At 58.9% G+C, this 24081-nt stretch carries 24 protein-coding genes; 18 read left to right on the top strand and 6 right to left on the bottom strand.

Annotation, left to right across the window (positions count from 1 at the left end; translation table 11 throughout):
* Positions 1-3 precede the first annotated feature (3 nt).
* The 8 genes from FHT76_RS09210 (at position 4) to FHT76_RS09175 (ending at position 9608) form a co-directional block, all read left to right on the top strand.
* Complete coding sequence (locus FHT76_RS09210) at positions 4-1140, top strand: hypothetical protein (RefSeq protein ID WP_259185539.1); 1137 nt, start codon at positions 4-6, stop codon at positions 1138-1140.
* 70 nt (positions 1141-1210) lie between these two features.
* On the top strand, positions 1211-3478 hold the full coding sequence (locus FHT76_RS09205; protein WP_259185538.1) for a PcfJ domain-containing protein: 2268 nt from the start codon (positions 1211-1213) through the stop codon (positions 3476-3478).
* Positions 3475-5436: a PcfJ domain-containing protein gene (locus tag FHT76_RS09200; RefSeq protein ID WP_259185537.1), complete on the top strand. Its 1962-nt coding sequence runs from the start codon at positions 3475-3477 to the stop codon at positions 5434-5436. Before FHT76_RS09205 ends, FHT76_RS09200 begins: the two co-directional genes overlap by 4 nt.
* Before the next feature lie 117 nt (positions 5437-5553).
* The gene (locus FHT76_RS09195) at positions 5554-5898 is read left to right on the top strand and encodes a hypothetical protein (protein ID WP_259185536.1); all 345 of its coding nucleotides are present in this window, start codon (positions 5554-5556) and stop codon (positions 5896-5898) included.
* Entirely contained in the window at positions 5898-6083 is a 186-nt protein-coding gene (locus tag FHT76_RS09190; protein WP_259185534.1) for a hypothetical protein, read from the top strand. The genes FHT76_RS09195 and FHT76_RS09190 overlap by 1 nt, the downstream gene beginning before the upstream one ends.
* A 76-nt stretch (positions 6084-6159) precedes the next feature.
* Positions 6160-7959, top strand: coding sequence for a PcfJ domain-containing protein (locus FHT76_RS09185; RefSeq protein ID WP_259185532.1), 1800 nt, complete (start codon positions 6160-6162; stop codon positions 7957-7959).
* Between the two features lie 31 nt (positions 7960-7990).
* The gene (locus tag FHT76_RS09180) at positions 7991-8425 is read left to right on the top strand and encodes a DUF3010 family protein (protein WP_259185531.1); all 435 of its coding nucleotides are present in this window, start codon (positions 7991-7993) and stop codon (positions 8423-8425) included.
* Between the two features lie 13 nt (positions 8426-8438).
* Positions 8439-9608, top strand: a complete 1170-nt coding sequence (locus FHT76_RS09175; RefSeq protein WP_259185530.1) for a hypothetical protein — start codon at positions 8439-8441, stop codon at positions 9606-9608.
* Here the strand turns inward: FHT76_RS09175 and FHT76_RS09170 are convergent.
* Positions 9605-9943, bottom strand: a complete 339-nt coding sequence (locus FHT76_RS09170) for a hypothetical protein (protein ID WP_259185529.1) — start codon at positions 9941-9943, stop codon at positions 9605-9607. The genes FHT76_RS09175 and FHT76_RS09170 overlap by 4 nt on opposite strands.
* A 118-nt stretch (positions 9944-10061) precedes the next feature.
* Here FHT76_RS09170 and FHT76_RS09165 point away from each other — a divergent pair, with 118 nt between their 5' ends.
* The 3 genes from FHT76_RS09165 to FHT76_RS09155 are packed head-to-tail and all read left to right on the top strand — an operon-like array spanning position 10062 to position 13649.
* On the top strand, positions 10062-11231 hold the full coding sequence (locus FHT76_RS09165; RefSeq protein WP_259185528.1) for a hypothetical protein: 1170 nt from the start codon (positions 10062-10064) through the stop codon (positions 11229-11231).
* 4 nt (positions 11232-11235) lie between these two features.
* Positions 11236-12402 (top strand): hypothetical protein, encoded by a 1167-nt coding sequence (locus FHT76_RS09160; RefSeq protein ID WP_259185527.1) that lies wholly within the window; start codon positions 11236-11238, stop codon positions 12400-12402.
* A gap of 32 nt (positions 12403-12434) precedes the next feature.
* Positions 12435-13649, top strand: coding sequence for a hypothetical protein (locus FHT76_RS09155; protein WP_259185526.1), 1215 nt, complete (start codon positions 12435-12437; stop codon positions 13647-13649).
* Here the strand turns inward: FHT76_RS09155 and FHT76_RS09150 are convergent.
* The 4 genes from FHT76_RS09150 to FHT76_RS09135 form a co-directional block, all read right to left on the bottom strand.
* On the bottom strand, positions 13639-14826 hold the full coding sequence (locus FHT76_RS09150; protein ID WP_259185525.1) for a hypothetical protein: 1188 nt from the start codon (positions 14824-14826) through the stop codon (positions 13639-13641). The two genes, FHT76_RS09155 and FHT76_RS09150, sit on opposite strands and share 11 nt — an antisense overlap.
* A gap of 68 nt (positions 14827-14894) precedes the next feature.
* Positions 14895-15617: a hypothetical protein gene (locus FHT76_RS09145; RefSeq protein ID WP_259185524.1), complete on the bottom strand. Its 723-nt coding sequence runs from the start codon at positions 15615-15617 to the stop codon at positions 14895-14897.
* 38 nt (positions 15618-15655) lie between these two features.
* Positions 15656-16402 (bottom strand): hypothetical protein, encoded by a 747-nt coding sequence (locus tag FHT76_RS09140; RefSeq protein ID WP_259185523.1) that lies wholly within the window; start codon positions 16400-16402, stop codon positions 15656-15658.
* The gene (locus FHT76_RS09135; RefSeq protein ID WP_259185522.1) at positions 16399-18249 is read right to left on the bottom strand and encodes an ATP-dependent DNA helicase RecQ; all 1851 of its coding nucleotides are present in this window, start codon (positions 18247-18249) and stop codon (positions 16399-16401) included. Before FHT76_RS09135 ends, FHT76_RS09140 begins: the two co-directional genes overlap by 4 nt.
* Before the next feature lie 191 nt (positions 18250-18440).
* Between FHT76_RS09135 and FHT76_RS09130 the strand changes: the two genes are divergently transcribed.
* From FHT76_RS09130 to FHT76_RS09100, 7 genes are all read left to right on the top strand, one after another.
* Complete coding sequence (locus tag FHT76_RS09130) at positions 18441-19316, top strand: hypothetical protein (RefSeq protein ID WP_259185521.1); 876 nt, start codon at positions 18441-18443, stop codon at positions 19314-19316.
* A 70-nt stretch (positions 19317-19386) separates the two neighbouring features.
* On the top strand, positions 19387-19566 hold the full coding sequence (locus FHT76_RS09125; protein WP_259185520.1) for a hypothetical protein: 180 nt from the start codon (positions 19387-19389) through the stop codon (positions 19564-19566).
* A gap of 225 nt (positions 19567-19791) precedes the next feature.
* Positions 19792-20046, top strand: a complete 255-nt coding sequence (locus tag FHT76_RS09120) for a hypothetical protein (protein ID WP_259185519.1) — start codon at positions 19792-19794, stop codon at positions 20044-20046.
* A 63-nt stretch (positions 20047-20109) separates the two neighbouring features.
* Positions 20110-20523 (top strand): hypothetical protein, encoded by a 414-nt coding sequence (locus tag FHT76_RS09115; RefSeq protein ID WP_259185518.1) that lies wholly within the window; start codon positions 20110-20112, stop codon positions 20521-20523.
* Positions 20520-21158, top strand: coding sequence for a hypothetical protein (locus tag FHT76_RS09110; RefSeq protein WP_259185517.1), 639 nt, complete (start codon positions 20520-20522; stop codon positions 21156-21158). Before FHT76_RS09115 ends, FHT76_RS09110 begins: the two co-directional genes overlap by 4 nt.
* Entirely contained in the window at positions 21145-21402 is a 258-nt protein-coding gene (locus tag FHT76_RS09105; RefSeq protein ID WP_259185516.1) for a hypothetical protein, read from the top strand. Before FHT76_RS09110 ends, FHT76_RS09105 begins: the two co-directional genes overlap by 14 nt.
* 196 nt (positions 21403-21598) lie before the next feature.
* A complete protein-coding gene (locus tag FHT76_RS09100) occupies positions 21599-22597 on the top strand; it encodes a hypothetical protein (protein WP_259185514.1) in 999 nt (332 codons plus the stop codon).
* Here the strand turns inward: FHT76_RS09100 and FHT76_RS09095 are convergent.
* On the bottom strand, positions 22594-23913 hold the full coding sequence (locus FHT76_RS09095) for a hypothetical protein (RefSeq protein WP_259185513.1): 1320 nt from the start codon (positions 23911-23913) through the stop codon (positions 22594-22596). The two genes, FHT76_RS09100 and FHT76_RS09095, sit on opposite strands and share 4 nt — an antisense overlap.
* Positions 23914-24081: the final 168 nt, after the last annotated feature.

Below are 24081 nucleotides of genomic sequence, written 5' to 3'. Positions count from 1 at the left end.
CGCATGAAGATCACCGTTGAAGTCCCGATCATCGGGGAAGTAACGTCATCAAAAATGCACGGGGCGAAGTGGACCGTCGCCTGCGAGCGTCGCGACTACGAAATCCTGGAATACCCGTCGTCGGAAGCGATGAAGGTCCTCTCCTACCGGCTAAGAGCCAACGCCTCTCCCGTCGACTTTCACCTTGTCGACAAGCAGACCGTGCGCGACACCGCGCAAGTTATGACCTCCAGAGACAGCATTTACAGGCTCGAAGTTGGGCGGAACACGAAGGCCGTCCATCCGTTCTTCGAGCGCGCGTTCAAGACAATGACACCGAAGCTTGTTGAGCTTTGCAAACTCAACAAGGCGTCATTGAAGGAAGAGGCGATGCCGACCTCCTTCGTCGATGCCATCAGCGACGCAACCGCCCCGTTGCATGTCCCTGTGGCGCTGGAGCGCGGACGGTCGTGGTGGAACGAGAAGGTCATAGAACCGCAGCGGGCGGCGTTCGACGCATGGATGAGCCGTTTCCTGATCGTCGACGACCGCCTGATGGTCCGCGAAGAGGTGCCTATGTTGATGATCGGGGGAGACTCCGATTATCCGACGGTGGAGGTCGTCGCGGGCGACGACTGTAGCGATCCTGTGGCGATGAACAACAGCATCGGGTTCATGCCCAAGACGTTCGGCTACTTCGGCATGGAGGAATTCGAGGCGGCGCTAGACTACGCGGCAGCCGTGGGCGGCGGCTGGCTTGCCGATCAGGACCTGCAGGTCGACATGGTCTCGCCGCTGATCCCCAGTCGCGACTACGCCGACATGTCGGTCGTCGACATGGCCGAAGGAATGCGCAAGCGTTTCGTGCGCCGGATCGCGTCGATCAGTCACGATCCCGTGGAAAACTTCGCTGAAATGGAGCAGGCGCTTGCTTCGATCGACGTCGGCACGTTCGCGCTCTTCAAGGAACTCGTCGACGGCATAGCCGAATGGAACATCGGCAGGTCGTCCGCGCGCATCCTTCGCGTCGTTCCATCCATTCTCGCCGACGAGAACGCGCGAAAGGTCTTCTTCGTGACGGAACGGCTGGCTCAAATCGGAGACCTCACTCTGGAACGGTGGGATGCACAAACGCTGGACATCAACGCGCTGGCTGCCTGATTGCGGCATTGACATGAGGTCTTCTTTTTCGTAATCCGCTCCATCGAATTCTTTATTTTCGGAGCGGGCGATGAACGAGGACAATCCAAAGGTAGAAGCCGTCAAGCGCTGGCTCGACCGCGAGGCCTCCGGGAACCAGTTGGTCGCGGAACTGCTATGGCTCAGTGTCGGTCGCGTTCTCTTGTCCTCCGATGCGGCAAATTCGGCCGTCGTAGCCGAAACCCTCAATCTCGCGATGGAAATGCCGGGACACCAAGATGTCCAGCACATCGCCGACTGGCTCAAGGTGGCGGTGGCCGACAACGCTCCGTGGATCACGCGGGTCGACGACCTCGGTCGTCCCAAGAAACTGGTGAAATTGAACACCATGGAGGCTATCGTCGCCGAGGCCGACAAGCAGATGCGACGAAAGCAGACGGGTCTTGGGAAGTCGTCCGCAATGGTGTCCGGCGAGGAGGAATTGCACTTTGACGTCGGCGACGGGTGGTCGCTGGTGAAGCTCCTGTCGGAATCCGCATTGGACCGTGAATCGAGAGCTATGCGGCATTGCATCGGCCACGGGTCATATGACGGGCACCTGCATCGAAGCGACGCGCTCCTGCTTTCCCTTCGAGACCCTTCTGGAAAGCCGCATGCCACCATCGAGATCGTCGACGGCAAGCTGATCCAGTTCCGAGGGAAACAGAATCTCGCCCCTGTCGAGAAATATATCTCCAAGTGCCTGCCATACTTTTCGGCCCGGAAAATCCGGTGCCAGACCGGCTATCTCGTGACGGACGTCAACGGCATCGTTTTCAGCGCTTCGAACCTGCCGGAAATCCTGGAAGTGGCTGGCGACGCCCACCTCAGGAACGAACGCGATGGAACATCCCTACGGCTTCCAAGGGAAATCCGCTGCGGCGGTCGTTTGACGATCTCGGGATATCGGTTTTCCAATGTTCCCGAGTACGTCGAGTGCGCGTCGCTTCGCTTGGCCGGCGACCCGATGCCGAACCTTCCCCCTTCGATCATTGTTGCGGGCGAAATCGATCTCGGAAGTTCGAAGATTTCTGCTTTGCCGGAGGGTCTGCACGTCAGAGGACACCTCAAACTGGTTGGAACGCGGATAACCGAAATCCCGTCGGGCCTGCGGGTCGATGGCATCCTGAGCATCCCGGACACGTCACTCACCGAACTGCCTGCCGACCTTCGTACAGGCGGCATCGACATGCGCCGCACCTCGATTGCACGGGTCGATGCCGCATGGCTTGGAGGGGGCGATGGAATGCCCAAGGACCTCGTCGCCTCCGAATCCGGTCTCGAACATATCGTCGGTACGCCCGTATTCGGTATTCTCGACATTTCCGGGTCGAAGGTCGTCAATTTGCCAGATGGTTTGCAGGTCCGCGATTTGGATATTTCACGTACCGCCATCTCAACGGTTCCCGCAGACGCCTGTATCACAGGGAAACTTACCGTTTCCGATTGCCAGGATGTATCCATCGAGGTCGTGTCCGTTGGGGGAGACGTCGACTTGGGATATTCGCGGGTCAGCATGACAGACACGTTCGAGTGTGGTGGTAAGTTTGTGGTTGGATGGGGTATGAAGGGGCGGATGCCGACACGCCTGAAAGCCAAAACGGCGAGATTCGCCTCTCCTGTCGGGCTTCCTGATGTCGTAGAGGCGGACACCATCGACATCTTCAACGCGCAGATCAAGGCCATCCATGGCACGCTGAAGGCGCGCGAACTAAGGGTATCTCCCAAATTCGAGTTCTTCGGAGACGGCGTGGAGGTTGCGGAGGTGTCCGTTGGGGACGCGCTGTGGGGATCGACCGCCTTGACCCTCGACGAGGCGAAGTGCGCAATCGCGCTACACGGGAATCTGGAAAAAGATCACAACGGAGAGCCGACGACACAACCGTTTCATTCGTTCCTTACCGGTCTCCCAAGCGGCGGGAAGACTACGATCGTCTCGCGCTTGCTCGCCATGGAGGAAGTGCATCTTGGCGGACATCGGGAATTCATGCTCGATACGGAGACCACGCCGGAAGTACCGGCGTCTCTTCTGCCGAGGTATGGTGACTTCGATACTATCGAGCGTCGCCAGCGTAGGAATGCCGCAGCGGCTCATCAGGCGCAACGCGAGCTGCACGAGGTGACGGTTCGAAGGAACTACATCTACCCGTTTCCTCTCCTGCGGCCGATTGCGAGCCGAAACGACGGCCGTGTTCCGTCGACCGCTTTCGACAATCCGCCGGATTGGTGGACAGCAATTCGTGCCGATCTCGAGCGCAACATGCAGACCTGTGTCGCCCGTCCTCTGCTTGAAGGCCGCCCGGGGCAGGGAAAGCCATGAGTGCGAAAATGGAAGAGAGCGAACAGCGCATTGCGAGAATGAAGGACTACCTCTTGGGAGTGGTCAACGGCGACAAAGTGATCGCCGAGCTTCTTTTCTACTGCGTCGGTCGGGTCGAATTGAGGTCGGGTGCAGACCTCAAGACCAGGCAGATGACCGAAGCGCTCGACATGTTGAGCGAGGTCATCCATATCGCCGACTGGCTCCGTGTCTGCGTCAACGAGAACGCGACGTGGCTAAAGAACGTAGACGAGCAGGATCGGCCAAAGAAGCTGTTGAAGTTTGGCACAATGGCGTCGATCACCGCCGAAGCAGATCGGTTTTTCCGACGTAGGCGATCATCGAATCCAAACGAGATCAAGATTTCCAAGCGTGACGAAGAGCTGCACTTCGATCTCGGGGACGGTTGGTGGTTGGTCAAGTTGCTGACGGCGACCGCGCTCGACCGGGAATCTCAGCTGATGCAGCATTGCATCGGGCAAGGCGCGTACGACAAGCGCCTTGCCGACGAACACGCTTCGTTCTTGTCCTTGCGCGATCCATTCGGTATGCCCCACGCTACTTTGGAGATTTACAAAGATGCGGTCGTTCAATTCCAAGGTAAGCAAAACGCTTCCCCGATCCCGAAATATGTGGCCAGATGCCTGCCTTATTTCCAATCAGGACAGTTTGCCGGCCTTCCAAAAAACGTAATCAAGGACGTCGACGGAGTGGTCCACACGATCTACGACCTGCCTGAGGTCTTGCGCGTCGATGGGCGGATTCATATCGACGACACCGTCGAAAATCTGAGGTTGCCAAACGTCATTGAAGCGACCGGCTCTATCCAGCTCGGCGGCAGACCCTGCGAGAATACTCCGAAAAGCGTCAAGGCAGGTGGCAACCTGATTATCGAGGGCGTCGTCCTTGATCGGCTGCCCGACGAACTATCGGTTGCAGGGGATATTTCCCTTCGCGGCTCCATCATCTCGAAGCTCCCGGAAAACCTAACCGTATCGGGAGGTCTTTATCTCGACCGCTCGGCGATCACCCAGCTACCCAGAGGCTTGACGGTGCGTGGACTTCTGGGACTGGCGCAGACGTCAGTCGATCACTTGCCGGTCGATCTGCGGTGCAGCAGCATCGACATCTCGTTTACCTCCATCGATCGGTTCGATACGGCGGTTTTTCTCGCCGACGATGGCCAGCAGAATAGTCGTAGCTTGAAGGCTTGTTCATCCGCGTTGACGGAAATCGTAGGAGAGCCGCGCTTCTGGGATATCGATTTGGCTGGATCGCAATTCACCAGACTTCCAGACAACTTGAGGGTAAATAGCCAGCTCAACATCTCAAACACGGCAATTGCAGAAATACAGGGCACGATCGAAGTATTTTCCATCACCGGCAAAGATTGCGCCGGTTTGCACATTGGCCTGTCGGAGATCGCAGGCTCCCTGGACCTCACGAATTCCCATGTCTCGATGCCGGAGACATTTTCGTGTCTATCCGCCTTCCTGAGGGGAGTTACATTCGTGGCCGCGCCTCGTATCAATGCAATGGACCGGATTGTGTTCGCCGACGGTCCGATCCCCGACCTCAACGCGACGACGGTCGACTTCAGACCACGTCAAGACACGAGGATCGAGGGCAATATCTCAGCATATTACCTCGAAGTCGCGTCAGACGTGGATTTCTTAGGGGAAAACGTCAATGCCAAATCTGTGAAGGTTGGATGGGCCGCTCCTATTTCGCTCTCCGACACCAGGGAGTTGATACTCAAAGAGGGGTCGCTCAGGTCGGCCCTGTCAGGCTTTACCACTGGTCCAACTGGCATCCTTGGGTCTGGCACCCTGCAACGTGCTATCCAGTCGATGAGTCGAACAGGCCAGGAAGGGAGGAACATAGTCACCATCGAAGACCCGCCGGAGTATTTCGTTCCGTTTGTCGACGTGGCGGGACAAGCTGATCGGAGGCGTTGACGGCGTCTTGCAATAAGCCGACGTCATGTGTTTCCTCGTGGTGGCGTATGCGCGAAATACGTTGACGCGACGTCTTGAATATCCTATCAAACTCGGACGATAAGCGGGGCCACGCGCATGAAAATCATGGACATCGACGAAGTCGTCTACGGCGTATGCCGGGAATGGTACGACAGCGAGACGACGCCGCTCATGCATGCTGTGGCCTACCGCTCGACCGGAGACAAGTCACGAGACATCGCCGTCCCTGCCCTGCGCTCGGAAATCGGCGGGTGTTTGAAGGAATGCGTCGTTCCGGAGAATGGCGAGGCTCTCGCTAAGGCCTGCGAAATCCTTGATCGTCGCGTCGAGAGGGACGACGTGCTTTTGAAGCTCGTCGAACTCGTGCTGCGCGCCAAAGATGCAGGTGTCGATAAGGAAGAATTCTGTTTGACGGCTGTGCTCTCTTGGGAGGACGCCTGATGCCAGCCGCGGCCGTTGAGCAGGCTCGCTTCTATCTCGGCGCGCACAAGCGTCACGCGCGGCAGGGTGGAATATCGGCCTTCGCCGAGCTTGTCCGTGCGAGCGTGACGAAGTTTGCCCCAGTGAGAAGAGGTGCCAACGGTAGAACGATCATCTACGACGAGTTCCACAGGAGTGCGCGATGACCGAATTGTTTCCTGCGATGCGGGCCATGCGAATGCACATGGAGACTCCGGCCGAGTTCAACAATTGGCAGGGACAATGACGACAAAGGAAGGATTCGAAGACGCAGATCATCAGACGCGCATAGGATTGCTGATCGTCAGCGAAGGCGACGAGAAAATCTTTCATCTGCTCATGTGTTGCGTCGGCCGGATTCTTGCGAAGGAACGTAGGCGCGGGGGTCACCAGGTGGTGGAGCCGTCAGGACGCGCGATCCGTCACATCGTTGACTGGATGCGGGCGGCAATCGTCCGTGACGCGGCTTGGCTCTCCAACCTGGACGAAAAGGGACGTCCGAAAAAGCTCCTGAAATACCCGACGGTCGACGCGCTGGTCGCCGAAGTGGATCGCGACATGCTGCGCGAAGCCGGCCGAAACGAAGTGTCCGACAGCTCCGTGGGGACAGCGCCGTATATGGACCTGGGTGACGGATGGTCGATGGTACGCCTTCTGACTGCCGACGCGCTGGACTACGAATCAAAAATCATGCAGCACTGTATCGGCAACGGCGCATACGACGATCAGCTGACTGATCCCACCAAGCTCTTCCTGTCGATGCGCGATCCGGCAGGCAGACCGCATGTGACAATTGCTTTGTCCAGCGGGGTCTACGAGCAGATTTCCGGCAAACAAAATGCCTTCCCCGCCCCTCGATACGTTAAAAGGCTCGCATCATTCTTCCGCGCCGTCGGCGAACTGAGCTATCTCGATGGTACGCACGGGGTCGTAGCTGACATACACGGATGCGTCCACCCGCTCGCCGATCTTCCCGAAATGCTCGAGGTGAGCGGTTCGCTTTGGCTGGATGGCGAGATGCCAAAGGAGAAATTCCGCCTTCCAAAAGTGGTCAGGGCGGGTGGCTATGTGTCGATCAACGATGACGTTTTCGATGGGAAACTAGAACGTGTCGAGGCAAAGGGTCTGGAGATGTCCGGCACCAAGGTATGGGCGGGATGCGAGTTCAAGATCGAAAACACATTGAATCTCCGTGGCTCGGAAATCGAATGCATCCCGGACAATCTGGTACTCGGAGGTAACCTCGATCTGGCGGGCGCGAAGATAAGCGAGTTGCCGAGAGGCCTGAAGGTGGGCGGCTTGCTTGAACTCGAGGGGACGCGCATCAAGGAGCTTCCAGATGATCTCGAGGTCTCATCTCTGAAAATCACAGGCACCGAAATCCAGTCGCTTGGCGGCATCAGGAAGATCGATCAGCTGCTTGCCGCTGGCTCGAAGCTGAAGTCACTGCCGGCGGACCTTTCCGTTCAGACAGTCATCGATATCTCGGAGAGCGATGTCACCGTCATCCCAGAGGGCTTCAGGATCAAAGGCCAACTGACCGCCACCGGGTGCAAGCGTACGGTCAGACTTCCCCGCAGGCTGGAGACAGGTCATGCCGATTTCACGAGGTCATCGGTTTACATGCCGCGGGAATTCGAATCGGTAAACAGCGTGGTGTTTCGGGCTTCCAGAATGGGCCTTCGGGACCGGCGTATCACGTGCGGAGATAGGATCAGCCTCGCGGCCGCCCATTTTGACGTCTTGCCGGACGTCATACGTGCGAGAGAGGTCGACCTCGACCGTATGTTGGGCGAGCCGATAAGCGTCATTGATACCGACATCGATACCGACGTCCTGCGCGTCTCGGCCCACTTCGATGTGGTCATTCCGGAACATGTCAAAGTGCGGGACACGATCGAGATATCGGAATGCATCGGAGCAAAAGTGTGGGCTTTCCCAGTCGACGCGGCGCGGCGGTATCTGGCGGATCGTAGCGCATTCGAGAGCGTCTTTCAGGCTTGCAACCACTTTGGCGGTCACTTGGTGAACGGGCCATCATGATCTAAGCTTTCAAAAACAAAGGATCGGAATATTGAAAACACTTGGCATCGAACTGGACTCCAACCGTCTCTGCTACGTCCTCGCGTCGGGGTCCTCGTCCGATGACGCGACCGTCGTTGGCAGCGGCAAACTGCAACTCGGCGAGACCCGCGAGGCGGACGACGTCAGGAAGTTCGCGGCCGAGGTCGGCGATCTGGTGCTGTCGCTAGGTCCCGACAGGATCGCCATCAAGGCGAAGCCGGAAAACGGCCAGATGCGCGCCGGTGCCGCCGCCCTGAAAATGGAAGCGATCCTCATTGCGAAAACGTCCTGCGACGTTTATTTCCTGACACCGCAGCACCTCAAGAAGATCGAAGACAACGGGGAGCTGTACACCTACCTGCAGGGTGCGTGGAAGGCCGCCGTCGGCGGATTCGACCCACCGAAAAAGAAGACGGCCTCCAAGGGGAAGGCCAAAGCGAAGTAACGGAGATGGCCTGTTGCGTCTCGAATTCGAACTCCCGGTGATTGTCAGGGCGAAGTACGGCCGAGCCACCACCGAGAAGACGGTCATTGGCTTCGTTCCGCACGTGGCCGAACTGAGCGAGTACGGATCGAGCGAAGCGCCGCTTGCCCTCGCCTTCCGGCAGGTCAACGCCGAAAACCAGGCAACTGAGCGGGTAGAATACCGCGCCGTGGACGGCCGTCTGTGGGCCGATTCAAGAATCGAAGCCATCGGCCAGGCGTTTTCTATGGACCTCGGGTCGAACGACGTCGCCCCGTTTTTCGCCGGCCGGCGGGGCATTGCCGAGAAAATCGAGGCGGTCATAGACAAGATGTCAGACCACAAGCGCCAGCCGGCCAAACGGCTAGGGCCGAATTCTCTGGTGGTCCACGTCGTCGAGAAGGGTTCCGTTTACCGTTTCGAACCGCTGATGGGAATGCGGCTCGACGGAGAGTTGGGCGCGCAGGTCATTCCCCAAATCGAGGCATTCGACGCTCTCCTTGCGGATTTCGTCGTTATCGACGGCCGCATCCACCGACAAGAAAAGGAACCGCTGATAAGGCTCTATCCCGACGGCAACGGTCTGTGGGCCTGCGTGGAACGGCACGGATATGCAGGACGGTCGGTCAGGATACACAGCACCCTGCCCCGTTCGGTCGGCTGGTTCCGCATGGACGACAGGAGGGGCATGTCCGAGGAGGCGGAGGTCATTCTTTCGGCCATGGGGCTTCCAGGATCGCTCAACGACCTCATAGAAAACATCGAGGTATATGATCGATCCGTGTTGAAGGCCGCGCCCGAGGCGATCGCCATATTCGACGTGTCGGACGCCATGCGCAGGCATTTCCAGTCGGTGATGTCGCGGGACGGGGACGGTGAAGAACACGGAGCCGCCCTCACCCGATGGCTGTCGAAGGCCGCCGGTCGCGACGTCCGATTTTTCAAGGCGATATCCGGCAAGTTCCGAGGGGACGCGGCCGACGACGAACTTCCGCCGGACCTCGAGGAGGCGTTCATGGCCATGGCCGAGGACGAAACCGGAGATTACGAGAACTTCACAGGGTCGGACCGCCTCAAGATTTTCGCAAGGGAGGTAGCGCGCCGCTGGAAGGATCGGCCGGTCAGCCTCGATTTCGTCGGAAACGCGTCGGGGGCGCTTGGTTAGAGCCGTGGTCCAGCGGGTGCCACTGCGGGCTTCGCAGACCTGTATGCGGATAGCACGGCGCTGACTGCCTCGTCGTCGTCGGTCAGGTCGTTGCCGCTCGCAAGGTCGTAGCCCTGGCTCCACGCCTGAACGAAGGTGTCGAGCGCCTCGACCGCCTTCCCGTCGCCGATCGACACGCCGCTTTCGCGGATTTCATCCAGAACGGCGAATGCCTCGGTGGAGAGAACAGTGCCGGCGTCGTCGATGACATCGTGCTTGCTCACCGTTTCCTGGCCGTTGGAGAAGCATTCCAGAAGATAGTCGGCCACCTTGTCGAAGCGTTGAACGGCGTCCATGTCATCATCCCCATTGAAAATACAAGTCGACCGTATGGTGCGCCTGCGACTACGACAAGGAGGTTTGCTCCATGCTCTGTCGATTGATAGACATAGCCATCGGTCCGAGGATAACTGCATGCGCATAACCTTCAATTTTCCCGTCGTCGTAAACGGAACGCCAGGTCGCGCCCGGGAAAAACGGCGCGTGCTCTGCTATGTGCCTGTAGAGCGCGACATTCCCGTGCTGACGGATCATGATGCACCTTTGGCCTTGAGCTACGTCGTGAGCGACGTGAACGCCTTTAAGACAAAGGAAGAGTTCCGCGGCTACCAGGGAAGTATGTTCCGCGCGCTGCCGAACAGACCCTCCGCCGAGGTGGACTACGTTCTTCGCCATCGCCTCGAAGAAGACGATCTGTTTTCGGAGACGGACGAACGGGTCAAGGCGCTTCTGGAATGGACCAAAAACATAGGCAAGTCGTATGCGAAGGGCATCCTCGGTCCGGCGGGGTTCGCCGAATTCCTTGGAACATGGGGAGATGCGGAATATCGCCCTCAGTCGTTGGTCGATCTTCAAGTCAAGGACTACGACGAGAAAGAGCTTGTCGATACCGTCGAAGCGTTCAAGAAGAAGATCAAGGACCTCGTGATCATTGAAGACAGGTTTTATCTTCCCGAACCGGAACCCGTGTTCCAGATTACCGAGCATTACGGCGACGTATTCTGCCAGGTCGTGAGGGCGAAAGACCTTGAGTTCGGCGTTCCCAAAGGAACCGGGCGAGACCTCCCCTCGCTTGGGTTTTTCAGAATGGACCAGGAGGAGGAAATGCTGGAGGAAGGACGGACCCTTGCCACGAGCGGCACCGTCTACAGCAATGCCAAGGAGGTGTTGGTCTACAACCCGTCCCTGTTGACCGCGAATACCGAAGCGATGTCGCTGTGCGAGGTAGCCGCAGGATTTGCGCAGAGGTTCCTGACGCAACTGCTTCCGGATTCCGAGTCGAAGTACGAGGAGACCGTCGCCCGCTTGTCGAAGGCGATGACCGAGGTGCCAATCGCGCAGCTCGCCCTTTATCAGAGATTGCTCGGGGGCGTGGATACCTTTAAGCGTGTCGGCGATCCGTCGGGTGTCGAGGCGGCCGTGATGGCGGTGTTGGAAAGCGACGAGCGGGCTATAGAGCGGTTTTACTTCCTGTATCATGGCAATGCAGCGCGTTTCGCCGGAGAAATCGGCCGGCGATGGAACGACCGAGAGGTCTCGCTTGACCAGGAATTCCAGCTTTCGTCGCCAGCTCCAAGAGGTTAGGCAGATGCAGATTGTCTTCGAGGTTCCGGTCGTTCTTCAGGCGAAACCGGGACGGGCTGTCAACGAACGCATCGTGGTCGGTTATGAGGCTGTCGCGATAGAGATTCCCGTCATGTCGGAGCAGGAAGCTCCCGTTGCCCTTCGCTACAGGCGCACGGACGGGGTGGAAGCGGTCGAGGAATTCAGGAGCCATGACGGGCGGCTCTACCATGACATCGAGGCGCGGCCATACCCCCGGATCGAAGCGACGTACCGAAGGCATAGGTCACCGGACGGCCTTTTCGATAGGCAGATGGAGGCTATCGCGGTCGCGATCAAGCAAGCGGAAATGCAGAGTAACAGGACCGGTTTGCCTGCTTACAAGCAGATGCACCCCGCTTTGTTTGCGGACGCCGTGAAGCGGTGCGCTTCTCAATGCAAGCTCGAGCCTGTTTGCGACATGGAATTGAGGGGTAACGGCGTCGAGCAGGCCATCGCCAGGCAAGTCGACGATTTTAGAAGAAACATCCGGGGTATGATTGTCGTGGGCGACCGCTTCCACTTGCCGGAGGCCGAGCCGCTCATGGCTATGGTGCCGGTTTGGGCAGGGCACGTGGAATGCCGCGCCATTCGAGCGGGAACTCCGCCGGACAGTCTTGCCAACCAGGGGTACGAAGTGTCGTCGCTTGGTTATTTTCGCTTCGACGAATTCGAAAGAATGGAGGCAGAAGCTCCCGTCGTGGCGACCGGCGGCATGGTGGGCATCCGTGTCGCGGATGTCGAAGTCATCGATCCAACCGTTCTCGGCGCGGACACGGACATGTTGACCCTGGCAGGGCTTGCTCAGGCATTCACCCGGTATTTCGCATCGTCGCTCGTGGTCGACGAAAACCTCGAAAACGACGACGACAAGACCAACTGGATGGTCGACGCGCTGTCCAAGGTGTCGCCGGAACAGTTCGTGATCTACAAGCGTCTGCTGCGCGGTCTCGAGGTTGCCCATACATCCGGCGAGACCGACGAACTGGAGGCGGCAGTTTTCCATATCGTCGAATCGGCTCCCGGCAGCGCCGCTCGTAGCGCTTTCGTCTACGAAAAAGGCGTCGGACAACGAATTCGGGATATCGTCCGCCGTTGGAACGACCGCGAAGTCACGCTCGACCACGGCTTCACGCCATCATGGAAGCCGTGACCATTTGAGCCTTGCCTCGCCTGGAGTCACTGTTGGCAGACAACGGGAGTCGGGAAATGCGGGTGAATGTGGAAGTTCCGATCATCGGGTGGGGACAACTGAAATCGGGACACGTCGAGAAAAACGTCTTCGCTTCGGTGCCGAGCGTCTTCGAAATACCGGAATACGACCTGTCGGAGGTTCCGGTCGTTCTCGCCTATGGGCTGGCGCACGAAAACGGCACAAACAGCCGGGTCGAATACTTCGGGATCGGCGGAAAACTGTACACCGATCGAGTGGTCGCGCCCGACGAGGATGATGCTCGTGCCTTGAGTTACCCGCGCTACGGCGGGACTGTCCACCCCTATTTCACCTCCGTCGGCGAGAGAATTTCCAGTGTCGTTCACCGCCTGAGGAAGGAGGGAGACTCTCTTCTGCCGAAGAAGACCATACCTGCCGCCTTCGGCGAATTTATCTTGAACGGGAGGAGTGGAGACGGGTTCTTGTTCCCGACCATAAAAGAGCTGGGATTGAAGTCCTACATCGAGGAGCGCGTCGAAACGCAGCTGGCGGAATTCGCCAAGCGGATGGAACGCATGATCATCGTCGGCGGCAACCTTTTCGTCGAGGAACAGGAGCCGATGGTTCGAATCGAAGGAGACATCGGTTCCTACGCCATGGGGGTCAACGGATGGGTCCAGAACAGGCCGGAGCCGACCAGGCTCGTCGACATCGACGGTTGGTACGGTACTTCTCCGATCGGGTTCGTCTCGTTGGCCGACGTCGATACCCTGCCGTCGAGGATCGCGGCGATAGAAGAGCGGACTGAAAAGAACGTACGATTCGAAACCAGGCTCTTCGACGTCGAACTCGACGACGCCCGATATTTGAGGTCCTCGAGCGAAGGCACCACATTGACGGCCGTCGGCGATCTTTTGAGACGTGCCTTCGTTGAGCGGATGCGGCCTTACAGCGACGGCGATGACAGGGGAAAGACAATCCTCCAAGGAAACCTGATGAACCTCGATCCGAAACTTCTGGAGACGATGCAGAAGTTGGTGGGCGGTTTGCGCCAGGCAACCGAGGCCGATATCCCGGGAGAACTGGAAGAGGCTGTCGCGACCCTCGTTCGAAACCGGGACACCGAAATGTGTGCGATGTTCCGCGACAAGAAGCTTCTGGCCTACGCCGCCGACGTGCTTCAGCTCTGGAACGACCGCGAGGTCGAGTTCGAAATCGGTGTCCAGCCGCTTCGTCTCATCCGATAGACGGGCCGCCGGTGTATCCGACGACGGGACCCATCTCGATCGGACGGTCTACGAAACGCTGGAGCATGTTGTCCACCGACCCGATAGAGGGAGCCTCGTGAGACGTGAAGTCGATGTCGAGGCTCTGCTTGAAGGAACGCCAGGTGTCGATGGCGATCACCAGCGTTTCCTCCGTGCCTTCGGGAGCTGCGACATTTTTACCGTCATAGGCGTCGAGCGCCTCGCGAAGGTCCAGCCAAGCGTCGTAGACCCTTCTGGGGATTCTCGTCGATTTGTGACGCTCGCGCAGGGTGTCGATGCCGTCACCCATGGTGCGCTCGAACCTCCTTGCGAAGCGGTCGAAGTCGCGCTCCTCGGCCCGCCACCGGACAAAGTCGCTGTCGAGGACTTCGATGGACCCCCTATTCGGTCGGTGGCTACCGTGCTTTTCTGGATCGACCCAAGTTGCCGCCAATGCCAGCGCCGCCTGGGATTCGTCCGCGGAAGTAGCTGCGAACGTGAGTTCCTTGTGCGGACCGATACCATTGACTGTCATTTCGTCGAGGTAGCTCACGCCGAGATAGGCGCTGTACTCACTCGCGTGAAGTTCATAGATCGGCTCCCCGCATCGCTTGAAGACCGTGCCGTCGACGACGATGAACCGATCTATGAACTGCTGGGTGCGTTGACGCCAGGACGCGATATCGGCCGTCACCTCGTCGTCCATGGCGATCTGGTCGGTCAACTGTATGGCGGCTGTGACCAAATCGGAGTCGTCTTCAAGGTTCTTATAGGTGAGCGCGTTCGTGATCCCGGGTGGCTGGAAGTGTTCGCCCTCGGTGCGACGGATGATGGACCCGGCCGCTTCTACGATCTTGGATTTGAAGCCGTTCCGCGCCAACGGTCCTGTTGTGATGGCCTCAACCAGGGAGTCGAGCGTTTCGGGCCCGTCGGACTTCGAATGCGTGCTTTCTTTGCCGACCGTCCTGTAAAGACCGTCCCTAAAGGCGCGAACATCACGGACGAAAGCGCGGTCGGCGTAGTCTAAGGTGGTGACCTTCATGACGACAGGAGCATCGCGGCCGTCGAGGACGTTGAGGTGGAAGTCACCTTCCGGGAGGATGACCGAATGCCGCGCGACACGGCCGCCCTTGAGCTTTGCCTTAACGAGGGCGAGATGGCGGAAAGTCAGCTTCATTTTCGGCTCCGGTTTTTTCGAAGCTTATCCGCGCGCCTGGCAATCCACCACGCAGAACGTCGGAGTGGCTAGTAATCCGCCCGTGCTTTTCTAGCTAAGACATCCGCGAGCGTGAAGCGGTGGTCGGCATCGAACTGGTAACGCAGGATAGACGGCACGGCGTCTCCCCTTTCCTCGACGAGTTTGCGGATCGCGTCGTAGTCGCGACAGAGAATTCGCTCCCGTTGCCCGACCAATTCAGTTCCGATGGTTGCCGAAACCAAGACACTCCCCATGTCAGTCAGGCTCCACCATCCGTTTGAAAGCCTGACGTGACGATCCAACTGGTGCAGCTTCAGCATGAGGCCAGACGCGCCATTGAACGAAACGCGATGCGCCTTGCCGGCGGAACTCGTGAGTGGCATCACATCGTTGGGAAAGCCGTCCGTAGGCCCTTGGAAAGACCAGCCGATGGCCCGACCGACCACCGTCAATTCAGGCCGTGCGCCGCGTTGCAAGGTCAGAATGCCGAGAAGACAATCCCGGTGCCTGACGAAAGCGATGCTCATCCCGAATTGGTTGGGCAGCGGGAAATCGGCAAACTGCTCAAATCCAAGGACCTCGAGCACCTTGATGAAACCGACGGAATCTATGTCAGCGTGGGTGTCGCCGAACTCACGCAATAGTTCCGCCAGGGACTTGGGAGACTTTCTCGATAAACGCGCGAGATTGGAGGCTACCCCGTGCAACGAACCAGGATCATTACAATCCTCGCGCGCGAGCACAGAGAGGCGCGTGGCCAGCGCTTCCATCTTCTCGTGGTCGCAACGCGGAGGGACGTACGAATGCGTCACGGCATCAACGCCTTGAGCGCGGCTTCCATTTCGGGGACCTCGAAATAGTGGGACCGTTGACCGTCGAGGTCGAAGATGTCCCGCCATTTGCCGTGGATTGCCTGGTGCCGTGTCTCGAGAGGCCGGCCGTTGAACTGCATGTACTCGATTTCCGAGCGGGTGAAGAGGTTGTGGTGCCAGGACAAAGCCTGCTCTGCTCCGCTGCCGGACGACCACCATCTGTGGATCGGCTTCCGTCCGTTGTCGGCCTGTTCGAGCCTCAGAGCCAGTCCGATGTATTCCATGGAGCGAATGCTTTGCTGCGACATCCGTTCCATCCGACCCAGAAAATCACGGAACTTCTTGAGTTCGAACGTCACGCCTTCTCCATCCGCCGCATCGAGCCAGCCGTGTAACTCCACCTCGACGATGAAACCGCTATCTATCGAGGCGAGCATGATCCTCGCGTCGTCGGCGCGCGCAAGTATCAGCGTATGACCGCACACGGTCGAGTCGAAGACAGTGACCGTCTCGAAGTCGAAGCGGGCGGCCGCCTTGACGAAGTCGACGGTTGGCATTCGACCGTAAAAATCGCCACGCGCCTTGAGGTGGTCACGCGTGGTATCCCATCTGCCGTGTCTGGAATTGAAGTGTCCATCGAGGAGCCCGGCATAAGTCAGTAGCGTGCTTGTGCGCTCTGATGGCGAACCAATCTCGGCGGCGGCCGCGAGCGCGTTCAGCCTGGAGCTTACCGATGCTGTCATGCCGCGTGCTTCCGGATGACGGGGATGAAGTGATGGGCGTAGCTTGCGACCTTTGCCTCCCCGACGCCCTTGATGGTGAGCATCTCGGCACCCGTCAGCGGCATGACCTCGGCCATCTCGCGAAGGGCAGTGTCGTGGATGACGAAGTAGGGTTCCCGACCTTCCTCCTTTGCCAGCTGGTCACGCATGGCGCGCAGAGCTTCGAGCAAAGGCGAGCCGAGGTTACGGCTGCGACGAGAACGGCGCGCGGGCTTTGCGGTGTACTCCCCGTAAGAAGTCTTGGACGCGCGCGGCTTGCGCGGTGCGGACCGGCGCGCGGGCGTTGCCGACCGACCGCGCGCGCCCTTGGTGAACTTGGACGTGGTCAGCTCGACCTTCTTGACGACAAGGAAGGGCTGTTCGCCATTGTAGGTCTTGCCTTCGGCCGTGAGGTGCAGGCGGCCGCAATCGGAGTGGCGGACTTCGACGAGGCCGTTGACGATCATCTGGCGGACGATGCACGACCAGCGGGCGATCGTGTGGCGACGCTCGGCGAACCGCGCACGAACGACTTCCGTCAGGCTGTGGGTGTCATCGACGCCAGAATTATCGCGGAGATAGCCGACCACATCGAGCACCTCTCCACGAACGTCGAGGCCGACGGCTTCGCGGTCGCAGTTGTCGCAGTTGCCGCAGTCTCCGGCGTATTCCTTGCCGAAGTAGTTGATGATGGCGCGGCGACGGCAGTAGACGGTCTCGGCGAGACCGACCAGCGTATCGAGCTTGTTCTTGTCGGTGCGCTTGGAGGCGGCACCGGCGGAGGACTTCTTGATCATCCGCTGGCGGATGTTGATGTCCTTGTTGCCGATGAACATGAAGGCCTCGGCAGGCAGGCCGTCACGACCGGCGCGGCCTGTCTCCTGCTGGTAGGCCTCGATGCTCGACGGCATGTCGTTGTGGATGACATAGCGAACGTCGGGCTTGTCGACGCCCATGCCGAAGGCGACGGTGCAGACGAGGATGTCGACTTCGTCGCGCAGGAACGCTTCCTGATTGTTTTCGCGGGTCGTGGTCGAATGGCCTGCATGGTAAGGAAGCGCCGAGACGCCTTCCGAGACGAGCCATGCGGCGACGTTGTCGACCGTGTTCTTGCCGACGCAGTAGACGAGACCGGACTCGCCAGGGCGCGAGCGGATGATCTCGAGCATCTTGGCCTGCTGCTGCTTCTGCGAGTCGCGCTTTTCGATGTTCAGGCTGATGTTGGTGCGGTCGAGGCTGGTCTCGAGAACGAGGGCGTCCTGAAGGTTCAGCATTTCCTTGATGTCGGCGAGCGTCTGCGGATCGGCCGTCGCGGTCACGGCGATGCGCGGCACGCCCGGGAAATGATGAGTGAGCAGACCGAGGACCTGGTAGTCCGGGCGGAAGTCGTGGCCGTAGGCGCTGGCGGCGTGGGCCTCGTCAATGCCGAAGCAGGCGATCTTCACTTCCTTGAGGAAGGCCATGAACTTGGGCTGCGCGAGCAGCTCTGGCGTCACATAGAGAAGGTCGATCTCCCCTTTGCGGATGGCGTTCATGACGTTCAGGCGGTCGTAGCCCGTCACGTCCGAGTTGATGGTATCGGCGGCGACGCCCAGAAACTGGAGCGTGTCGATCTGGTCCTTCATCAGGGCTTTGAGCGGGGAGATGACGATGCCGACACCGTCGCGGATCATCGCGGGAATCTGATAGCACACGGACTTGCCGCCACCGGTCGACGCGAGAAGGATGACATCGCGACCCGAAACGACCGCCTCGATCGCCTCTTCCTGCTTGCCGCGGAAGGCGTCGTGGCCGAAAACGTCGTTCAGGATTTCAAGCGCTTTCGACATGTGACGACCTCGTTCCAATTCGTTGAGGTCTTGTATTTTCTCCGGCCGGAATTGTCAACACTGCAAGCCATCCTTGGACGACGGAACCGCCGATTTTTTCGGGACACCGGCCCGCTATTTAATTCAAGACCTCATTGACAGGCGGCGCGACGGCCGATACAGCACGGAAAATGAAATCTTGGAGAGACCGAATGAACAAAATTCAAATCGGACGCAGCCTTTCGGGTGCTTTTGCGGCCCACTCCGTTTGGTCCGCGCTCGCAGGTGGTGCGGTTCTCTCCGCCACTCTGTGCGCGGTCGTCTTGTTTTTCGCTGTCGTGTCCCATTTCGGGTTGAGGCCGCCCAGCGCTGAACCGGCATCCTATGCATTCGTCGCCGCATCCATTCTGTGCTTTGTCGCAACTTACGGATTGGCGGCTCTTGGGTTCCGCCAGAGCGAGCAGATCGAAAAGGCAATCAGGGAAGCCTGGCTCGTCCTGTTCAAAGGGACCGAGTGGCGGACCCCCGGCGGAGAGAGCGGTGTCGTCAGCGACGTGAATATCGACGCGAACAAACTCGGGGTCACGTTCTCAGACCGCAAGACGCATTTCTTTCCGTTCCACTACCTGAAACCCGCAAACGCCCACGGGGTCGAGGCCGATTTTTCGGGCTTGGATAAGAATGGCAGCATTGCGTGGCGCTACTACTCAAGTCGCACATCGACCGTCCTGTGGACCGGGCTGGCCTGGGCGCTGACGGCGTCGTTCGGCTGGAGCATTCTCAATGCGGACATCCCTTCATGGTCCATGCTTCCTGCGGCCATTTCGCTGGTCTTCGGTGCGGCCATCCCTCTTTGGCTTTTCGCTGCCTCCGCACCGTTCTCCTCGACCGAGAACTTCGACTACCCCGTGCTGGTGTCAAAGACGACGTGGAAGGCACTCGACGGACGTGTTGGCATCGTACGGTGGGCAAAGCGCAAGTACGAGGGAGACAACGTGTATTCCGAGACGATCCTTCTGGCGTTCACCGAAGGCGACGAAGAGTGGTTCCGTCGCGGTGACCTCAAGCCGACGGCGTTCGAATGCTGAGGGCGAGTCGGAAAACGACCTCAACGTCCTGTCGCAAATCACCATCGTCTAAGTAGGAAGGAAAACTGTTATGCGGCTCTCGGAACTGAAAGAAGCCATCAACAAGATCGAGGCCGAAAATCCAGGCGTCGATCCCGAAGTTCTTATGGCCTCCCCACTTAACCTCATGCCGATGCAGGTTACCCAAGCGCAGGAATGGACCGTAAACGACAGCACCTACTTCCTCCTGCATAACAACCAAGCTGACTAGATCGCGTGCGGCGGCGACTTCCGCCGTGCAAGCTGCATCGGCGGTGACCGTCGAACGCCGTATGCCTCACTAGGCCAAGGAGTCCCAGATGACCATCGAGTATCAAGTATGTAAGCGGATATCACCGACGTCGACATCCCTTCGGCCAACAAAGTCAAAAGGCTTGAAAACGAAGGGTACGAATGCACCCTTTGCCGCCTTGGCGTTCCAGTGAGGAAGTCATAGATGACGGCAAAAACCGAAAAGCCGAAACTCAACTGGCGACACCCCGACTTCCTCAAGACATCGACCGAGTGCGATGTCTGCAAACAAGGATGGAGCGACAAGCATCCTTTGCGCTGGTGGGGACGCACCAGCTCGGTGGTCTGCTCGCGCAAGCAGTGCGTGGAGATCATGCAGGGCTGGTGGGAGGAAACCTGCCGAAGCGTCGACGAGCGGCTTAGCCGCGAACGCGAAGAAGCAGAAGACGAGACCGAATAGTTCTCTTCGCTGGTGCCTCGAATTGATCGGGCGGTTGCCTGAAACTCCGGAAGGAACGCCGTCATGGAAATCTCCGAAATCGAAGACCGTCTCAATTTGGCTCGCGCGTCCGACGACGATCTGAACGAAATGCTGTTCGCACGGGCCTTCGGCTGGACCTATCCGCTGACGGGTGCGGGATATCACCATTTCCACGGGCTGCGTCGCGAACACGGAAAGACAGATTTCACGGGCAATGCGCAGGCCGCCTTCACGCTAGCGAAGCGCGTCCTCGAAAAGGCTCAGTTCGACATCTCCATTGACGAAAGCGGGTATTCGCAGGTCAAAATGTCCGGACAGCACTACGATAGCCGCCTCTGCGGCTACTACGAGGTCGCTAAAACCGGGTCATCGCTGGCTCTAGCGGTATCTCGTTGCGCGCTCGAAGTCTTGAAACAGATGGCGGAAAAGGCAGAAACGGTGAGGATGGCAGGATGATGGATATCGTAGAACAGATCGAGGCGATCCTCGACCGAGCAACGCAGGATTACGACGGGCGCGACGAAATCATGCGGCGCGCGGCCGACGAGATCAAGGCGCTACGTGCCGCGGCTTCCGCTGGCTGGCTCTTTGACAACGAGGACACAGGCCGCGAGTTTTCCGAACAGCATCCGGTAGAGAGCGGCGAAGTGCCTGACGCGACCAACGTCGTCGCTGCGAGTGCCTCGGTCCTGCTTGCCGAACTTACGACAGCATGGAAGGAACTCGAGCAGGCGCGTGTCCGCGAGCGCGATTGCTCCGTCCACCTCGGCGAACCCGTCGGCTACCTAAAGCCGATCTCCGACTGGGCGGTGCCGCCTTTCTACATTCCGGCAAAGGAACGCACCGAGAATTGGGCGAAAAACGTCTTCACCGATCCGGTATACGCACCGTCGTCGATCCGTGGTGTCCGCTTGTGGCCGTTGCGGTTTGCCATGGCGAAGGGGCAGACCAGGGAAGAAATGCGCGCAAACATCCACAACGAGCCGCTGTACGCCATCGGCGACGCGGTTCTCATCTGGGTCAACGAGGGCGACCTGATCGAACATCGGATCGCTGGGTCCGCCAAGGAGGTTTCAGGTGGATCGACCTGACCGCGCCGACATCGTCAAAATGTCGGGCTTCCTCGACGGCACCTGCAAGTCGATCGTCGAGGCGTGCGAAGCTCTCGGGCTGGACGAAGGGTTCGATTGGGACGACGCTCTTCTCGATGTCAATGTCGAGCGGTGTTCTGGATGCGATTGGTGGCATGAGTCGTGCATGTTGACCGACGTTCCGGAGAAGAACGGATTCTTCTGCGACCAGTGTTTGGCCGATCTCGGGGTCGAAAGAGACTGAAATTGCGCGTTGTTGTGGCGTTTAGCGCTATGGAGACCCTCGCAAGAGGGGAATGAAATCCGGAAATAGCATTTTTCTGGATGCTTTTCGAATAACCTTTTGGAAGACCTGGGCGTCGACATCGAGGTCTTCAAATGTTGACACGGAATGATTGCCGTGTGATAACCCGCCTCCAACGTGAGACGGAGTAACGGCGATGATCTTCGATGACGCGCTTGCGACGAGAGATGCGAGGCAGGCTCTCACTCCGTTGATGTACAAGCACCTCAACGCCATCCGTTACAAGGTGAAACGCTACGTCTTCGACGACGACGCTTCGGCGAAGGCCGGGCGCTTCTCGACCGAATGCGCCGACCTCGTCTGCGAGCATGCCGAATTCGCGATCCCGCCTTTCACCAACACCTATATCGAAATCGACCAGCATGCGTCCCTGCGTGCGTCTTCGCGTCAGGAAATCCAGCCGGATACCGCCTCGAGGGTCGGATATCTCTTCCTCGAGAACGGTGACGTCCTCGTTTGCGCAGGCGACGAGGACAACGCCACGTTCCTTCCGTTCGTCTACCAGCGTCGCGATGGCGCTGCGGTCGTCGGAGAGGCGCAGGTCGAGCTCCGCAACTTCCTGATGGGCGAAGTATCAACGGACCTGCGTGCAGCCGTCGAGACGTTCTCTCATCGTCTCACCGACATCTGGGAATACAGGCCGCTTTTCAAAATGCCGGCCGATCTGGAGCGCTTCATGGAAGCCGAGTGCCGCGGCGACCTCAAGCGGGCGATCGCGGCGGTTCTGTTGTTGAACCAGAAACACGGGCTGTCGAGCCGCGAGGTCGGACCCAGGCGTGCAATCCGGAGCGGCCGGTCGAAGACCTATCTGGCGCACTCGGTCGTCACGATCGATCTTTCGCCGCACGGCATCCGCGGCCTGTTCACCATCGGCAACCGCGCCTCCCCTCGCCGACACCAGGTCGAAGGCCACTTTGTCCACTACAACATCGCGGACGGATGCTCGCACCAATGGTCGGCCTTCAGCACGCCGGAACTCGAGGAGCGCGACATGGAGCGCCTCGGCCGCCATGTGAAGCGCTGGCGTTGCTCGGGGTGCATGGGCCTGCGCGTCTGGCGGGAGGAATTCCATCGCGGCGACGCGCAGAAGGGCTTCGTCACCAAGGAATACAAGGTCACCGACAGCCGTCGTTAGCGACCGAGGCTCCGCGTCATGGGGATATCCAGGCTGACCTCGGCTTGGTCCGCGCGGATGACGAATTGTTCCAATTGGCTGGTGATGTCCCAAGAGGCGTCGTCCCGGGTTTCCCCCGGAACACTCAGGAACGTGTTAAAAAAATGGACACCTTGGCGCTTTCGCTGAGCAGAACACTCCCGGGCGCACGCCAGAGCGTGTTCGGTCATTGTAACGAGCTCGGCACGGATGCCGTCCACGTCGCCCTTCTGGTCCTGCCATGACAAAACAGCGTCCTTGAGAGCCTGCCCACGGGCCGTCAGTTCGGTAAGCATGGGGCCAACGAGCGTCTGGGGTTGTTCTCGCAAGTAGCTGTTGACATGGTACTGGTTCTGACCGCACTTCATGGTCGCCAACAGCAGATGCGCGTGCCGGACCGTCTCGAGGCTGTCGAAATCGTCGATTACGGCAGCCTCGTTCCTGATGCGGATGTCCGGCTTCTGGTCAGGAAGAAGACGCCATCCGATCGACTTCGCGAAAGCTTCCGCACCTTCGAAGTCGGAGGCGGCGAAGTAATGGGTATGGCGCTGCCGCGATCCGTTTCCGAGGATTTCCAAACCGTCCGCGTCCCTTTCGACAACGTGGACCTGCTTTGCGAACACTCTCTTTGAGCCGACCTTTATCTGCGGCGCGCCGTAGGCCGTGGTCAAGGAGTAGCAGGGTTCGAAGGCGCGGAGGCACGGCAACCCCTTAATCAGAACGATGTTGCCGATCTTTTCGGCGGCGATGGATCGCCAGTGTTCGATATCCTGGTCGGCATTGGGCGAGAGCCAGCTCCATTTGCGCAGCATAGGCGCGTTCAGGCAGGCCTTCGTGACCTCGTGCATCCTGATTTTGGCCTCGCGTTTCAGGAGTTGACGCCTGACGTCGACCTTGATGGCAAGCCCGCTATCGTCCTCCATCCGCGCGGCCGCCCGATGGACGGTCTCGAAAAACGGTTCGAAGTGGATGTGATGGGCGTTGCCGTTGTGAAGGCCATACGACAGTGGGCCTTCGGCCGAGAACGCACCGTAGTCGTCGCCTACGGGGAACGCCATGTAGAGTTTGCCGTCGTGAAGATGGTAATAATCGGAAAACCTCGATTTTCCGGGGGCGATAAGCGCGACAGGCGCTTCGTCCAATGTGTATTCGGGGATTTCGAATTCGCTCTCGACTCGGCAGAGTTCGGCCTTGGGACTGCCATCCCGGTCGTGTCCGCGGACGATGGTGGGGTGGGTGAACTTGATGCGCATGGTTTCCCTCGGAGCTTCGAGTGGATCATGGATGTAGGAACTCACGTAAAATGTCCCGAAGTCACGATATGTCCCAAGTCCTGAATGGGACAATGTTCCTATATAAGAACCATCGTAGCTACTCCGACGACGGTCTGGAGAGAAAACCCGAGTTGCGCAAATTAGATAGCAAACCTTGGAGTATTGGTCGATCGGAATCTGACATCTACTTGA

The sequence above is a fragment of the Rhizobium sp. BK176 genome, assembly GCF_024808055.1.
This window is presented reverse-complemented; position numbering and strand designations above follow the sequence as displayed.

Coding starts and splice junctions, on each gene's coding strand:
- FHT76_RS09210 (WP_259185539.1), top strand. CDS start 4: ATGAAGATCACCGTTGAAGTCCCGATCATCGGGGAAGTAACGTCATCA.
- FHT76_RS09205 (WP_259185538.1), top strand. CDS start 1,211: ATGAACGAGGACAATCCAAAGGTAGAAGCCGTCAAGCGCTGGCTCGAC.
- FHT76_RS09200 (WP_259185537.1), top strand. CDS start 3,475: ATGAGTGCGAAAATGGAAGAGAGCGAACAGCGCATTGCGAGAATGAAG.
- FHT76_RS09195 (WP_259185536.1), top strand. CDS start 5,554: ATGAAAATCATGGACATCGACGAAGTCGTCTACGGCGTATGCCGGGAA.
- FHT76_RS09190 (WP_259185534.1), top strand. CDS start 5,898: ATGCCAGCCGCGGCCGTTGAGCAGGCTCGCTTCTATCTCGGCGCGCAC.
- FHT76_RS09185 (WP_259185532.1), top strand. CDS start 6,160: ATGACGACAAAGGAAGGATTCGAAGACGCAGATCATCAGACGCGCATA.
- FHT76_RS09170 (WP_259185529.1), bottom strand. CDS start 9,943: ATGGACGCCGTTCAACGCTTCGACAAGGTGGCCGACTATCTTCTGGAA.
- FHT76_RS09165 (WP_259185528.1), top strand. CDS start 10,062: ATGCGCATAACCTTCAATTTTCCCGTCGTCGTAAACGGAACGCCAGGT.
- FHT76_RS09160 (WP_259185527.1), top strand. CDS start 11,236: ATGCAGATTGTCTTCGAGGTTCCGGTCGTTCTTCAGGCGAAACCGGGA.
- FHT76_RS09150 (WP_259185525.1), bottom strand. CDS start 14,826: ATGAAGCTGACTTTCCGCCATCTCGCCCTCGTTAAGGCAAAGCTCAAG.
- FHT76_RS09145 (WP_259185524.1), bottom strand. CDS start 15,617: ATGGAAGCGCTGGCCACGCGCCTCTCTGTGCTCGCGCGCGAGGATTGT.
- FHT76_RS09140 (WP_259185523.1), bottom strand. CDS start 16,402: ATGACAGCATCGGTAAGCTCCAGGCTGAACGCGCTCGCGGCCGCCGCC.
- FHT76_RS09135 (WP_259185522.1), bottom strand. CDS start 18,249: ATGTCGAAAGCGCTTGAAATCCTGAACGACGTTTTCGGCCACGACGCC.
- FHT76_RS09130 (WP_259185521.1), top strand. CDS start 18,441: ATGAACAAAATTCAAATCGGACGCAGCCTTTCGGGTGCTTTTGCGGCC.
- FHT76_RS09125 (WP_259185520.1), top strand. CDS start 19,387: ATGCGGCTCTCGGAACTGAAAGAAGCCATCAACAAGATCGAGGCCGAA.
- FHT76_RS09120 (WP_259185519.1), top strand. CDS start 19,792: ATGACGGCAAAAACCGAAAAGCCGAAACTCAACTGGCGACACCCCGAC.
- FHT76_RS09115 (WP_259185518.1), top strand. CDS start 20,110: ATGGAAATCTCCGAAATCGAAGACCGTCTCAATTTGGCTCGCGCGTCC.
- FHT76_RS09110 (WP_259185517.1), top strand. CDS start 20,520: ATGATGGATATCGTAGAACAGATCGAGGCGATCCTCGACCGAGCAACG.
- FHT76_RS09100 (WP_259185514.1), top strand. CDS start 21,599: ATGATCTTCGATGACGCGCTTGCGACGAGAGATGCGAGGCAGGCTCTC.